Here is a 14524-nt window from a genome sequence, read left to right on the forward strand (position 1 = left end):
TATACCGATCTTCTGGGTTAACCGCGAATTTGCCCGTCTCCGACAATGCAGTATTTGCTCGACGTCAGCGCCGGCAAGCCCATAGGACCGCGAGCGTGCAGCTTTTGCGTGCTGATGCCGATTTCGGCGCCGAAGCCGAATTCGAAGCCATCCGTGAAACGGGTGGAGGCGTTATGATACACGGCTGCCGCATCGACTTCCCGCAGGAAGCGTGCTGCGTTCGCCGTATCCTCCGTCACGATGCACTCCGAATGCATCGTTCCGTGGCGGCGTATGTGCGCCAGCGCCTCGTCCAGTCCGTTCACGACGCAAATGTTCAAGATATAATCGTTGTATTCGGTATCCCAGTCGGCTTCCGATGCCGCTTTCACCGCCGGCACAAGCCGCTGCGTTTCCGCATCACCCCGCAGCTCGACCATTTGCTGCACGAATTGCTCGGCGATGCTCGCCAGATGGCGTTCCGCGAAATCGCGATGCACCAGCAGTGTTTCCATCGAGTTGCATACGGAAGGCCGCTGTACTTTCGCGTTGATGGCGATCTTCAGCGCCATATCCGGCTGCGCGCTGGCGTCGATATAAGTATGGCAAATACCGGCTCCGGTCTCAATCACCGGCACAGTTGCGTTTTTGACGACGTTTTGAATCAAAGAAGCGCCGCCGCGCGGAATAAGCACGTCGAGCAGGCCATTCAGCTTGAGCATTTCGTCCACCGATGCACGGTTCGGGTCTAGGACGAGCTGAAGCGCGTCTGCCGGAACGTCCGTCAATTTCAGCGCCTCGTGAAGCACTTCGACGATCCGCTTATTGGAATGGAGCGCCGAGGAGCCGCCGCGCAAGACGACGGCGTTGCCGGTTTTCAGACAAAGTCCTGCCGCATCCACCGTTACGTTTGGACGAGCTTCGTAGATGATGCCGATGACGCCAAGAGGAACGCGGACCTTACGGATTTGCAGGCCGTTCGGGCGGTCAAACGCCTCCAGCGTATCGCCGATCGGATCGGGCAAAGCAACGACCTGCCGCAATCCATCGGCCATCGCTTCGATCCGCAGGCGGTTTAGGGCCAGCCGGTCGAGCAGCGACGTGCTGATGCCGCTCTCGCGTCCGCGCTGCAGATCCTCCGCATTGGCGGCAATAATCGATTCGGCCTCCGCTACGAGGGCGTCTGCCATGCGCAGCAGCGCGTCGTTCTTTTGCTCGGTGCTGAGCAAACCAAGCTTCGGCGCGGCTTGCTTGGCGAGCTTCGCTTTTTGCACCACTTCGCTCAGGTTTAGAGCTTGATCCGTTGTCATGTTCAACTTCCTCCTTCGGAGCGTCGTTTTAGGTCGTTCTTGCTTAGGTTTCGGCAGCATCCTTTGCTTTTGTCGTGGATGCGAGGGTAATCCATTCATCGCGATGGATGACTTCAATGCGCGATACCTCGATCCGCTTCTGCACTTCCTCCGTACTAAGACCGGCGACGGCCTGGAGCTGCCAGGAGGCGTAATTGACGACACCGCGCCCGATCGTTTCCCCATTCGGACCGAGCACTTCGATGACATCGCCGGGATGAAACTCTCCGGTCACTTCCTTGACTCCCGCGGGCAGCAGACTTTTGCCGCCAGCGACGAGCGCCAGCTCCGCGCCTTCGTCCACATGGACCGCACCCTGCGGCTGGGAGTGGAACCCAAGCCACTGCTTCTTCATCGGCAAATTATGTTCCGACGTATCGAAATAAGTGCCTTTCCCGGTTCCTTCCACGGCGAGCATCAGATCGCCGGGTTCCGCGACGCGCCCGACGAACACCGGCACGCCGCCGCGCATTGCGATTCGGGCGGCCTCGATTTTGGAGCGCATGCCGCCGGTGCCGACCATGGAGCCGGAGCCGCCGGCGATCCGGTAAATGTTTTCGTCGATTTCCAGCACACGGTCGATCCGTTTGGCGTCGGCGTTTTTGCGCGGGTCTTCGGTATACAATCCGTCCGTATCGGTAAGAATGACCAGCCTTTGCGCCCGGACCAGATTGGCTACGAGGGCGGAAAGCGTATCGTTGTCGCCGAATTTCAGCTCGTCGACCGAGACCGTATCGTTTTCGTTAATGATCGGCAGCATTCCGCGGCGCAGCAGCTCTTCAATCGTCATCTGCGCGTTATGGATTCGCTTGCGGTTGGAGAAGTCGGAGCGGGTCAGCAAAATCTGCCCTACGCCTACGCCATGCCCCGAGAATGCGGCCTGATATGCTTGCATCAGCAGCGCCTGCCCGACGGAAGCGGAGGCCTGCTTCTCGTGCAGCAGCTTGGGACGTGACGCGTAGCCCAGCTCCCGAAAGCCGGCTGCCACGGCACCCGAGGTCACAAGGAGCACGGGAAAGCCTTGGCCGCGAAGCGCCGCCAGCTCATCTGCAAAAAATGCGATCTTTGCCCGGTTCAATCCGCCTTCGTCGGACGTTAGCGAGCTGCTGCCGATTTTCACTACGATCGTTTGCTGCATAGGAATCACTCTTTCCATGACTGATCTGGCTGTCGTCCGGGGCAGGTGCGGAAAACGCAAAAAGGCCCCGTCCTTTAAGGACGAAAGCCTCTACTTCCGCGGTACCACCTTACTTGATGAATTGACGACCAATCCATCCTGCTTCAGTCCCTTGTAACGGCAGGGAAAGCCGTCCAGCTCGTCGCTGGCCGTTCAGGGGCGGGTTCGGCAAGGCTCCACGGTAAATTCTCGCAGCCGGTGGAATTTACTCTCTGATCGTGCAGGGGCTTTCCTACTATTCCCATCAATACGTTTTGCTTTTCATTAGCATAGCATGAGGGGGGAGGTTTGTAAAGGCGATCAGCCGAACAGGCGGAGCGCATCGATTCGGTCAACCGCTTCGCGGAGCCGCTCTTCCGTGCTGAGCAAGCCGAGACGCACGTAGCCTTCGCCATGGTCGCCGAAGCCGACTCCAGGTGCGACGACAATCTTGGCCTGCTCGAGCAGCATGTCGGAGAATGACTCCGACGTGTAGCCCTTCGGCACAGGCAGCCAAGTGAAGAAAGAACCTTGCGAGCGCGAAGCTTGCCAGCCGATCCGATCCAAAGCCCCGAACAGCGCGTCTCTGCGGCTCTGGTACATCTGCACGAGCTCGTGCACGCTATCCTGCGGGCCGGTCAACGCGACGGCCGCCGCCTCTTGAATGCCTCCGAACAAGCTGCAGTAGTAATGATCTTGAATCAAGTTGATCATCCGCACGATTTCGGGGTTGCCGAGGCAGAAGCCGACCCGCCAGCCGGCCATGTTGTACGTTTTGGACAGCGTGTAAAATTCGACGCCGACTTCCTTGGCACCCGGGAGCTGCAGGAAGCTGACCGGCTTCTGTCCGTCGAAGCCGATGGCGCCGTAAGCGAAGTCGCTGGCCACTACAATGCCGTGCTTCGCCGCAAAAGCAATCGTCTCCTCATAGAAGGAAGCTGGAGCCGAAACCGCCGTCGGATTGTTCGGATAGTTGATGAACATCAGCTTCGCCCGATTCACGTCATCGGCGGAAAGTGCGCTGTAATCCGGCAGGAACCCGTTCGATTCCAGAAGCGGCATGAAGGCCATCCGGGCGCCGGCCAGGGCGACGCCGGACCAGTAATCCGGGTATCCCGGGTCCGGCACCAGACAGACGTCGCCGGGATTGAGCAGGCATTGGGCAATTTCCACAAGCCCGGTTTTACCGCCGAACAGAACCGCCACTTCCGTTTCCGGATCAAGCTCGACACCGTAATCTTCCCGGTATCTTTGGGCCACGGCCTCTTTTAAGAATAAGTAACCGTTGAACGGCGGGTAGCGGTGGTACTGCGGATTTTCCGCCGCTTGTTGCAGCGCCTTGACGATGTGCGGCGGGGTTGGGCGATCCGGATTCCCTTGTCCCAGATTGATCACGTCGTGTCCTGCGGCAATCTGGACATTGGCTTTGCGCACAAGCGTGGCGAAAAATTGGGTGGGCAGTTCTTGCAGCCGCTGAGCCGGAATCATGGGAAAAGCGCTGACGGCTGCTTTCGTTGGGTTGTTGGTATTCATCTATGTCACTCCATTAGTTTGGTTTCAAATGTGTTGCCTTACAATAAATCCCTTGTGTTCTTATCGGAATATGGTAAATACCCTGAGCGGATAGGAATAATGTAACATGAAAACCGGTACGTGTATACGGGTCTATTTCATCGAATCATCCATTTAACTGTCGAGTAGAACTTTTTTATTCGTCTATGATGTGCAAAATACAGAGGATGTGTTATATTAATCGCAGGTCGTTTCAATCAGTGATATTTAGTTTCATACAATGAAATTATAATGACAACGGAGGGAAATGCCATGACGATAAGCTTTCACGATGAATACAATAAATATACCTATACCGGCAGGCTTGCCGATTCCGGCTGGATGGAGCTGATCCGGCGGAAGGCGAGCCCCCAAGGGAAAACGGCAGCGGACATCGGCTGCGGCGGTGGCATTTACTCCGTCGCTTTGGCAGAGCTAGGCGTTTCGTCGGTCGTCGGCATCGATTTCTCCGAAGCGATGCTTCAAGGAGCCGCCGAGCATTGCGCGGCGTACGGGCAAATCCGCTTGGCGCAAGGGACGGCGGATCGGACGGGATTGCCCGATGACTCGGTCGAGCTCGTGCTGGAGCGCGCGCTGATACACCATATTGCCGCGGAAGAACTGCCGGACGTATTCCGCGAGGCGCAGCGGATTCTGAGGCCCGGAGGGCTGCTGATCGTGCAGGATCGGACGCCTGAAGACTGTCTGCTTCCCGGGAGCAGGGAGCATCTGCGCGGCTACTGGTTCGAGAAGTACCCGCGTCTCCGCCGGCTGGAAGCAGGACGCCGTCACGATGCGGCGGCCATACGCAAGGCTCTGGAAGCATCCGGGTTCTCGATCGTGGAACAAACGCAGCTATGGGAAGTGCGCAAAAGCTATGCCAGCTATAGCGACTATCGGGAGGAGCTTTTGAGTCGGAAGGGACGTTCCATTTTGCATGAATTGTCGGATGCGGAGCTTCAGGATTTGGCGGATGCCATCGCAGCGGACTCGGGCTATGAAATGAATGAGCCCGCCCTGGAACGGGACCGCTGGACGATATTCTTTGCACAAGCGCGTTGAAGTTCCACTTCCGTTGCTCTATGATAATAGGAAGAAACGACGCAGTTTCCCGAATCGGGCCGCTGCGTTCGGAATTTCGAGACGGGTAGGGGGAAGGTTAGATGGCTGGGCAACGATGGAATTTGGCTCTGCTGCAGATGGACATCGCAATAGGAGAACCCGAACGCAACTTCGCAAAGCTGGAGAGCCTTCTGCATGAAGCGGTCACTCATGGTACGAAGCCGGATGTGATCGTCTTTCCGGAGATGTGGAATACCGGCTACGCGCTGGATCGGATTCAGGAGCTCGCGGACCAGTACGGAGAGCGGACTGAAGCGCTGCTTTCGGCGTTTAGCCGAAAGTACGGCGTAAACATCATCGGCGGTTCGATCGCGGAGAAGCGGGACAACGGCGTTTACAATACGATATTCGCATATGACCGGCAAGGAAACCGTGCAGGAGACTACTCGAAAATTCATTTGTTCCGGCTGATGGATGAGGAGAAGTTCCTGCAAAGCGGAGACCGTCCGGGCGAACTGCAATTGGACGGCATTCCGGCCGGCATGATGATCTGCTATGACATCCGCTTCCCGGAGCTTGCGCGAAAGCTGGCGCTCGGCGGTGCGCAAATTTTGTTCGTTCCGGCCGAATGGCCGAATCCGCGGCTGCATCACTGGCGTACGCTGCTGATGGCGAGGGCGATCGAGAACCAGATGTTCGTCGTCTCCTGCAACCGTGTAGGCGTGAGCGGGACGACGGAGTTTTTCGGCCATTCGATGGTCATTGATCCATGGGGCGAGGTGCTGGCCGAAGGGGGAGAGGCCGAAACGATCGTTCGCGCTGCCGTCGACCTTAGCCAGGTGCCTGCCGTGCGCAATAAAATTCCGGTATTTGAAGACAGACGTCCTTCCTTGTATTAAAAAGGTACGAAAAACCGGCTCGGATCATTCCGGCCGGTTTTTTGCGCGTTCGGCTTCCATTACCTGGCGGAACGTCTCCATGAACGCGGCGACCGCCTTCGATAAATAACGCCCTTTACGGTGGGCGATGACGAGGGTACGGGTCGGCCGGTTGGTCAGCCGCAGGTAAGCGGGTGCCAGCTCATTCCATCCCCTCAGCAGCATATGCGGGATGAAGGCAATGCCCATCCCCGCCGCGACGAGTGACTGCACCGTCTCAATATTGCTGCTCTCGAACACGATGTTCGGTGTAAATCCGGCGTCGTTGCACAATGCGATCGCAATTTGACGGAAGCCTTGGCCTCTTTTAAGCGCGATGAACGGCTCCTCCTGCAGCTCCGCAATATCGACGGTTTTGCTTGCTCCCTCGGTCAGGCGCGCGGCCAGCGGATGCTGCGGCGGGACGGCTAGTACGATCTCTTCCTCAATGATCGGCTCGTAATCAAGCGAGTCATCGATCAGGGGCAGGGAAAGCAGGCTAATGTCGGCTTGCCCGCTCGCCGTCAATTGCTCGAGGTTCGAGGTCGTTTCTTCGACGAGCACGATGTCGATTTCCGGGTAGCGCTCCTGGAAGACGGGCAGAACGAGGGGCAGCACGTGCGCGCCTGTGATCGGGAGGCTACCCACGACGAGCTTACCTTTGCGCATTTGGGAAATGTCTTCCATTTCTTGTTTTAGCTGCTCGACCATGTCGAGAATTTTTTGCGCTTTTTCTACAAAGCGGGTACCGGCATAGGTGACCTCCACCGAGTTGGTCGTCCGTTGAAACAAAAGCACGCCGAGCTCCTTCTCCAGCTTGGAAAGCTGCTGGCTGAGCGACGGCTGAGCGATATGCAGTTTTTCGGCTGCGCGGGAAAAGTTCTTTTCAATGGCAATTTGCAAAGCGTATTGCAGCTGGCGCAGTTCCATGCGGCTCGGCTCCTTTTATAAAGAATACCTATTAATGCTACGTTAATAGTAACGTATTTGTTATAAGAATGAAAGAGCCGGTGTGCGGCAGCTCCTCGTTCGCAAACAAAAAGGAAGAAAGAGCGGGAGGCTCCTTCTTCCAGGGCAGAACGGAATATTGCATGACACGCGCAACAGCCGTATCTTTTCGGCTGGGATTCATCAAGTCCCGCAAGAGCCGGGATACCCGTCGTTCCGTTTCATTTCTTCCAAATGCTCGCGCATCTCTTCGTCTCCGGGCATTTCGGCGACCAGCTTTACTTTGCCGGGAGTGGGCTCCTCTGCCGGAGTCGCATTTGCTGGGCGAGGTGTATCGGTCATTGTGCAATCCTCCTAGGGGTATGGTCAGGAATACCAACGGACGTCCCATCTTCGGAGCAGCAGGTGGTACCCGAATTCAACGGCAGCCGTGACGACGGCGACAAAGGCAAGACTCGGCCAGGACAATCCCCAATGATATGCGGTTCCGACCGCTCCCAAAAATAAAGCGGCCAACAGTCCGTCGGCCAAGATTGCGGCACCGTTCCCGAATTCGTCGAGAATCCATTGATCTCCGAGAAAAAAAGCCAGGATGCTCAGGCTGACGGAGGCCATCAGCGCTTGGAACAGTGTAGCGTTGGAAAAATAAAGCAGCAGCGGGACGGTAAAAAGAGCGCTTATGGCGAGTTTGACAAGCAGCTTGCTCATGCTTCCCAGCTCCCTTACTTTTGCTTTCGTTGAAAGGTTGTCCAGCCGGCCCTTAATTTATGCAGTTTAGGAGGGGGAAGAGCGCCTGGCCGTTTTTTGACTAGCTCATAGCGAAAACCTATGAAGGCTATAGATATTATATCTTGGATCAATGAAGATGGACGTGATACGATAGGTGACATTAGGAGCATCATTCAGATACCGAGGTGGAACCGATGGCAAAAACAATGTTCGAAAAAATTTGGGACAATCACGTTATTCATTCGGAGTCGGGCAAGCCGAGCATCATTTATATCGACCTTCAGCTGGTCCATGAAGTGACTTCGCCGCAAGCGTTCGAAGGCCTACGCCTGAGTGGCCGCAAGGTTCGCCGTCCGGACTTGACGTTCGCGACGATGGATCACAACGTGCCGACGAAGGATCGTTTCAATATTACCGATCCGATTTCCAAGCAGCAGATCGATACGCTCTCCAAAAACTGTGCGGATTTCGGCGTTACCTTGTTTGACCTGGACAGCATTGATCAAGGGGTCGTCCACGTTATGGGACCGGAGCTCGGTTTGACGCATCCCGGCAAAACGATCGTCTGCGGCGACAGCCACACGTCTACGCACGGTGCGTTCGGAGCTTTGGCGTTCGGGATCGGAACGAGTGAAGTGGAGCACGTGCTTGCGACGCAGTGCTTGCAGCAAGCGAAGCCGAAAACGCTGGAAGTGCGCATCAACGGCAAGCTGAAGCCGGGCGTTACGGCGAAGGACTTGATTCTCGGCGTCATCGCGAAATACGGCACGGATTTTGCAACCGGCTATGTGCTCGAGTACACGGGCGAATCGATTCGCGGCTTGTCTATGGAAGAGCGCATGACCGTGTGCAACATGTCGATCGAAGCGGGTGCAAGAGCAGGCTTGATCGCTCCGGACCAAACGACGTTCGATTACCTTCGCGGACGCGAATATGTGCCACAGGGCGAAGCGTTCGAGCAAGCGGTAGCGGCGTGGAAGCAGCTGACGACGGATGAGGGCGCGGTGTACGATCGCGTGGTCGATTTCGACGCGGACAGCTTGATTCCGCAAGTCACCTGGGGTACCAGCCCGGGCATGGGTACAGATGTTACGTCCCGCGTGCCGAATCCGGCGGATTTCAGCACGGAGAACGAGCGCAAAGCGGCGGAAAAAGCGATCGAGTATATGGGCTTGACACCGGGAACGCCGATGACGGATGTTACGATCGATTACGTATTTATCGGTTCCTGTACGAACGGCCGGATCGAGGACCTGCGCGCGGCGGCTGCCGTAGCTCAAGGCTACAAGGTGTCGCCGAACGTGACGGCGATCGTCGTGCCGGGCTCGGGCCGAGTAAAAATCCAAGCGGAAAAAGAAGGCCTCGATAAAATTTTCATCGAAGCGGGCTTTGAATGGCGCGATGCCGGATGCAGCATGTGTCTGGCGATGAACCCGGACGTGCTGAAACCGGGCCAACGCTGTGCTTCGACGTCGAACCGGAACTTTGAAGGCCGTCAAGGCCGTGACGGACGCACGCACCTCGTGTCTCCGGCAATGGCAGCTGCGGCAGCGATCGAAGGCCGTTTCACCGATGTGCGCGATTGGAATTTCAAAGTGAAGCAGGAAGCTTAAGAAGATCATTTTATCGAAGCGAGGAGTTCAACGACATGGAAGCTTTTAAACAGCATACCGGCCTGGTCGGTCCGGTGGACCGCGTGAACGTGGACACGGACGCCATTATTCCTAAACAATTTTTGAAGCGCATCGAGCGTTCCGGCTTCGGCCAATTTCTGTTCTACGAGTGGCGTTTTGACCTGAATGGCAATACGATTCCGGAGTTCAGCTTGAATCAGCCGCGCTATCAAGGCGCTTCCGTTCTGATTTCCCGCGCCAACTTCGGCTGCGGCTCCTCCCGGGAGCATGCCCCTTGGGCTATTCAGGATTACGGGTTCAAAGTCGTGATCGCGCCGTCGTTCGCCGACATTTTCTACAACAACTGCTTCAAGAACGGCATCCTGCCGATCAAGCTGAGCGAAGAGCAGGTCGAGGAGCTGTTCCAGCGCACCGCAGCGAAAGAAGGCTACAAGCTGACCGTCGATCTGGAGAACAAAAAGATCACCGACGATCAAGGCCTCGGCATCGACTTTGACTTGGATGAGCACCGCCGTCAATTCCTGCTGCTCGGTCTTGACGATATCGGTCTGACGCTGAAGCATGAAGACAAAATCGCGGCATACGAAGCGGCGCATAAAGCGCGTCTCGCGTACAAATAAGCGACGAATAGCCCGGCCTGGCTCTCGAAAAAGAGTTAAGGTCGGGCTTTTTTTTGATCCGGCCGCATTTTATCATACAATGTTCAAAAACTTTCGACAATTTTCTTGAAAAGTGTGATCTATGTTTTTTCAAACGCCGAAAGCGTTGTGTATAATATCACTGGAAGCATGATGGGAGGGTGACAGAAATGAGTTTTGCGAGAATCGGCGTCGTGGGCGCCGGAACGATGGGTCAAGGCATTGCCGAAATGTTGGCAGCCAAAGGGTTGGAAGTCATGCTGATCGAACGGACGCCTGAAAAGCTGGATCAGGCCTGGGAGCAAATCGAGATCAGTCTGGACAAGCAGCTGGAGAAATGGGCGATCACTCCCGTTGAGAAAAAATTGATTCTTTCGCGCATTGCGAAGGAAACGTATATTCACCGGTTGGCCGAATGCGACATGGTCATCGAAACCGTTTCGGAAGATCTGGAGATTAAAAAAGAAGTATTCCGCAAACTTGACGAGGTATGCTCGCCGTCGACCATCCTCGCCAGCAACACGTCTACGCTTAGCTTGACGGAACTGGCGGCGGAGACCCAGTATCCGGAGCGCGTCATCGGGCTTCATTTTTTATATCCGGTATCGAAAATTCATTTGGTAGAAATCATCCGCGCGCTGCAAACGGGAGAAGATGTCTTCCAGGCGACCCGGGAATTCGTCGAAGAAACGATTCAAAAACGCGGGATTCAGGTATATGAATCGCCGGGCTTTGTTACGACGCGGCTGATCTGCGTGCTGATCAACGAAGCGATGCACGCGCTGTCGGAGAGGGTGGCGAGCGCGGACGATATTGATAATGCGATGCGAATCGGCTATGATTTTCATTATGGGCCGTTGGAGATGGCAGACCGCTTCGGCTTGGATTCGATATTGGCCGCGATGGAACGTATGTTCCGCGAGTTCGGCGATGTGAAGTACCGGCCGGCGGTGCTGCTGAAGCAGATGGTAAGGGCCGGTCATCTTGGCACGAAGACGGGACAAGGCTTTTTTCGCTATGATAAGGACGGTGACCGGATATGATCGTACTCGTCATTAATGCAGGCAGCTCCTCTCTTAAGTTTCAGCTTTACGAGATGGAGGACGAATCCGTGCTGGCCAAAGGGAAGGTGGAGCGGATCGGGATGGAATCCGCGATCTTGACATTTGAGCCGGAGGGCAAGCAGGACGTGCGCGAAGTCAGTGAAATTTTGGAGCATACGACCGCGATCCGCAAGGTGCTGGACATGCTGGTGCATCCGGTCCACGGGGTGCTCGAGTCGGCGCAGCAAATCGACGCGGTGGGCCACCGGGTCGTGCACGGGGGCGAATCGTTTTCCAATTCCGCATTGGTCAACGAAGAGGTAAAGCAGGAGATCAAGCGGTTGTTCGATCTGGCTCCGCTGCACAATCCTGCCCATATGCTCGGGATTCAGGCGGTCGAAGCGAATATGCCGAACGTGCCGCAGGCCGTCGTATTCGACACGGCGTTTCACCAAACGATGCCGCCGGTGACGTATTTGTACCCGATCCCGATGGTGCTCTATAAGAAGCATAAAATTCGCCGCTACGGCTTCCACGGCACCTCGCACGCTTATGTGAGCGAGCGCGCTGCGGCATTCCTCGGGCGGCCGCTCCGCGAGCTGAAGCTGGTCACCTGCCACATCGGGAACGGGGCGAGCTGCACCGCGGTGATGGACGGGCGGTCGTACGATACGAGCATGGGAATGACGCCGCTGGAAGGGCTCATGATGGGAACGCGGAGCGGGGATATCGATCCGGCCATCGTCCCGTTTACGATGGGCAAGGAGGATTTGACGCTCAGCGAAGTGAACTCGATGCTGAACAAGCACAGCGGACTGCTTGCCATCTCGGGCATCGGCAGCGACATGCGGGAGATTGACGAGGCAAGGCAGACGGGAGACCGCAATGCGGCGCTCGCGTTCGACATGTACGAGTACCGGCTGCGCAAATGTATCGGCGCTTACGCGGCTGCCATGAACGGCTTGGACGCCATCGTCTTCACGGCGGGTGTCGGGGAAAACTCCGCTTCGCTGCGGGCTGCGGTATGCCGCAATCTCAGCTTTCTCGGTTTGGAGCTGGACGAAGCAGCGAACGAACGGCGCGAATCTGGAGAACGCGCCATCTCGACGCCGGGCTCCCGGGTACAAGTGCTCGTCATCCCCACCAATGAGGAGCTTGTTATCGCTCGGGATACGTACCAGTTGATTTTGGACCGAAATGATGTAAACTAGTGAACGATGGTCAATTTTAAAAGTAGGTGGAGGAATGTTCATGAACCGTAACCTGTGTATGATCGGGGATGTGAATAAATATATAAACGAGTCGGTGACAATCGGCTGCTGGCTGCATAACATCCGTTCCAGCGGCAAGATCCGTTTCCTGCAGCTGCGGGACGGCTCCGGGTTTATACAGGGCGTCGTCGTCAAGAGCGAAGTACCGGAGCAGGTATGGGAAGACGCGGGCAAGCTGACGCAAGAAAGCTCGCTTTACGTCACCGGAACGGTGCGCGAGGATACGCGCAGCAAAGGCGGCTTCGAGCTGACGGTAACCGGCGTCGAAATTATTCAAGTCACCAGCGATTATCCGATCACGCCCAAGGAGCACGGCGTCGATTTTCTGATGGACCACCGCCATTTGTGGATCCGTTCGCCGCGTCAGCGGGCGATTCTGGTCATCCGGGCGCAAATTATCCGCGCGATTCAGCAATTTTTCGACGAGCGCAACTTCCATTTGGTCGATCCGCCGATTTTGACTCCTTCGTCCTGCGAAGGAACGACGAACTTGTTCCATACGAAATATTTCGACGAGGACGCTTACTTGACGCAGAGCGGCCAGCTGTACATGGAAGCTGCGGCGATGGCGCTCGGCCGGGTATATTCGTTCGGTCCGACCTTCAGGGCGGAGAAATCGAAGACGCGCCGGCATTTGATCGAATTCTGGATGATCGAACCGGAGATGGCGTTCGTGACGCACGAAGAGAATCTTCAAGTGCAGGAGCAGTTCGTCTCTCACATTGTACAATCGGTGCTGCAGAACTGCCGCCAGGAGCTTGAGACGCTGGAGCGCGATACGACGAAGCTGGAGCAAGTGGTGGGCCCGTTCCCGCGCATTACGTACGACGAAGCGGTAAAATTCCTTCAAGAGAACGGTCACGAATTCGAATGGGGCGAAGACTTCGGCGCGCCTCACGAGACTGCCATTGCCGAGAAATATGAGAAGCCGGTGTTCATCACGCATTATCCGACGGAGATCAAAGCCTTCTATATGAAGCCGGATCCGAACCGACCGGAAGTCGTGCTTTGCGCGGACATGATCGCTCCGGAAGGCTACGGGGAAATTATCGGAGGCAGCCAGCGGATCGACGATCCGGAGCTGATGGAAGAACGCTTCCAGCAGCACGAGCTGTCCAAAGAAGCGTACCAGTGGTACCTCGACCTGCGAAAATACGGCTCCGTGCCGCATTCGGGCTTCGGCTTGGGGCTTGAGCGCACGGTCGCTTGGATTTGCGGGCTCGATCACGTTCGCGAGACGATTCCGTTCCCGCGGTTGCTGTACCGCCTGTACCCGTAAGGTCTGCATGCGGAAGCCGTCTCTCGCGAGTCTGTAAGTGGAAAGTAGGGTAGGCATGAGACGTAGCGATTACGACACGAAAGAGCTGCCGTCCGTGCTGCTCGCGGGCTGGCAGGACGGGAACGTCGACGTTCCCTACTGGCTGTTCAAATATTACAAGCAGCTTGGGCTGCTGGAGCCGGACGTGATGCTTATTCTTCATGTCATGGCCTTTAAGCAAAAGGAAAACAAAGATTTTCCGACATTGGAAGAGCTTCAAGCCCGCATGTCGCTGCCACAGGAGAAAGTGATTGCCGTGCTGCAAAAGCTGATCCGGGAGCAACTGCTGCGGATCGACGAGATCGAAGATCCCGTTACGGGCGTCCACAGCGAGGTTTATAACTTGCGGCCGCTGCTGGAGCGGCTCGCGGAGTGCCGCATCGAAGAGCATCGGGCGGAACTGGCGGCCAAGAAACAGGCCGAGCGGACAAGCAAAGCGGAGCGAAAAGATATTTTCTCGATTTTCGAAAACGAATTTGGCCGTCCGCTCACGCCGATGGAGCTGGAATCGATATCCGGGTGGATCGACAAAGATGGTTACCCTGAGGAGCTCATCCTCGCCGGTCTTAAGGAAGCGGTGTTCGCCGGCAAGCTGCATTTCCGGTACATCGACCGGATCTTGCTGGAGTGGCAGCGCAACCGGATTACGACCGTCGAGCAGGCGAAGGAGCACTCGCAGAAGTTCCGTTCCCGGTAAGCGGGAACGAAATGGCCCTGCACGCATTTTTTTGCGTGCAGGGCTGTTTTGCGTTATTGGAGGACGGAGTGCCTCGCTGGGGGCATCGTGCAAGCGATCTATGCCAAAGGTATTACGAGCAAGCTTGCTGCGCCCTGTACACTTTCGGACCCTGACTAAAGTACCAGAGTTGCTTCATCAGTCGAAAAACGTGAAAAACATTTTAAAAAACTGTAGTTTTTTTGTAACTTTT

At 56.2% G+C, this 14524-nt stretch carries 14 protein-coding genes and 1 other annotated feature; of the genes, 8 read left to right on the forward strand and 6 right to left on the reverse strand.

The features are described from left to right. Positions 1–17: 17 nt before the first annotated feature. The 3 genes from ET33_RS05220 to ET33_RS05230 all read right to left on the reverse strand — a co-directional run bounded on the left by ET33_RS05220 (position 18) and on the right by ET33_RS05230 (position 4017). Positions 18–1265 carry a glutamate-5-semialdehyde dehydrogenase gene (locus tag ET33_RS05220; RefSeq protein ID WP_036677786.1) on the reverse strand — a complete coding sequence of 416 codons (1248 nt, stop codon included), beginning with the start codon at positions 1263–1265 and terminating at the stop codon, positions 18–20. Positions 1266–1332: 67 nt separating this feature from the next. Further along, positions 1333–2466 (reverse strand): glutamate 5-kinase, encoded by a 1134-nt coding sequence (gene proB / locus ET33_RS05225; RefSeq protein WP_036677427.1) that lies wholly within the window; start codon positions 2464–2466, stop codon positions 1333–1335. A 73-nt stretch (positions 2467–2539) separates the two neighbouring features. Further along, positions 2540–2762, reverse strand: a binding site (T-box leader). Between the two features lie 43 nt (positions 2763–2805). Beyond that, complete coding sequence (locus ET33_RS05230) at positions 2806–4017, reverse strand: pyridoxal phosphate-dependent aminotransferase (protein WP_036677430.1); 1212 nt, start codon at positions 4015–4017, stop codon at positions 2806–2808. A gap of 291 nt (positions 4018–4308) precedes the next feature. Here ET33_RS05230 and ET33_RS05235 point away from each other — a divergent pair, with 291 nt between their 5' ends. After that, on the forward strand, positions 4309–5097 hold the full coding sequence (locus ET33_RS05235; RefSeq protein WP_036677432.1) for a class I SAM-dependent methyltransferase: 789 nt from the start codon (positions 4309–4311) through the stop codon (positions 5095–5097). A 101-nt stretch (positions 5098–5198) separates the two neighbouring features. After that, positions 5199–5996: a carbon-nitrogen family hydrolase gene (locus tag ET33_RS05240; RefSeq protein ID WP_036677435.1), complete on the forward strand. Its 798-nt coding sequence runs from the start codon at positions 5199–5201 to the stop codon at positions 5994–5996. A gap of 24 nt (positions 5997–6020) precedes the next feature. Here the strand turns inward: ET33_RS05240 and ET33_RS05245 are convergent, their stop codons facing one another. The 3 genes from ET33_RS05245 to ET33_RS05250 form a co-directional block, all read right to left on the reverse strand. Continuing rightward, positions 6021–6944, reverse strand: a complete 924-nt coding sequence (locus tag ET33_RS05245) for a LysR family transcriptional regulator (RefSeq protein WP_036677440.1) — start codon at positions 6942–6944, stop codon at positions 6021–6023. Positions 6945–7145: 201 nt separating this feature from the next. Further along, a complete protein-coding gene (locus tag ET33_RS39155) occupies positions 7146–7304 on the reverse strand; it encodes a hypothetical protein (RefSeq protein ID WP_167336418.1) in 159 nt (52 codons plus the stop codon). Positions 7305–7328: 24 nt separating this feature from the next. Then, entirely contained in the window at positions 7329–7670 is a 342-nt protein-coding gene (locus ET33_RS05250) for a DUF2512 family protein (RefSeq protein WP_036677443.1), read from the reverse strand. Positions 7671–7885: 215 nt separating this feature from the next. Here ET33_RS05250 and leuC point away from each other — a divergent pair, with 215 nt between their 5' ends. The 6 genes from leuC (at position 7886) to ET33_RS05280 (ending at position 14292) form a co-directional block, all read left to right on the forward strand. After that, positions 7886–9304: a 3-isopropylmalate dehydratase large subunit gene (gene leuC / locus ET33_RS05255; protein ID WP_036677447.1), complete on the forward strand. Its 1419-nt coding sequence runs from the start codon at positions 7886–7888 to the stop codon at positions 9302–9304. 35 nt (positions 9305–9339) lie between these two features. Continuing rightward, positions 9340–9945, forward strand: a complete 606-nt coding sequence (gene leuD / locus ET33_RS05260; RefSeq protein ID WP_036677451.1) for a 3-isopropylmalate dehydratase small subunit — start codon at positions 9340–9342, stop codon at positions 9943–9945. Between the two features lie 188 nt (positions 9946–10133). After that, the gene (locus ET33_RS05265; RefSeq protein ID WP_036677454.1) at positions 10134–11006 is read left to right on the forward strand and encodes a 3-hydroxyacyl-CoA dehydrogenase family protein; all 873 of its coding nucleotides are present in this window, start codon (positions 10134–10136) and stop codon (positions 11004–11006) included. Continuing rightward, positions 11003–12217 (forward strand): acetate/propionate family kinase, encoded by a 1215-nt coding sequence (locus ET33_RS05270; protein ID WP_036677457.1) that lies wholly within the window; start codon positions 11003–11005, stop codon positions 12215–12217. The genes ET33_RS05265 and ET33_RS05270 overlap by 4 nt, the downstream gene beginning before the upstream one ends. Before the next feature lie 40 nt (positions 12218–12257). Next, on the forward strand, positions 12258–13556 hold the full coding sequence (gene asnS / locus ET33_RS05275) for an asparagine--tRNA ligase (RefSeq protein WP_036677459.1): 1299 nt from the start codon (positions 12258–12260) through the stop codon (positions 13554–13556). Between the two features lie 55 nt (positions 13557–13611). Further along, entirely contained in the window at positions 13612–14292 is a 681-nt protein-coding gene (locus ET33_RS05280; RefSeq protein ID WP_036677462.1) for a DnaD domain-containing protein, read from the forward strand. Positions 14293–14524: the final 232 nt, after the last annotated feature.

The organism is Paenibacillus tyrphae, from assembly GCF_000722545.1.
Lineage (GTDB): Bacteria > Bacillota > Bacilli > Paenibacillales > NBRC-103111 > Paenibacillus_G > Paenibacillus_G tyrfis.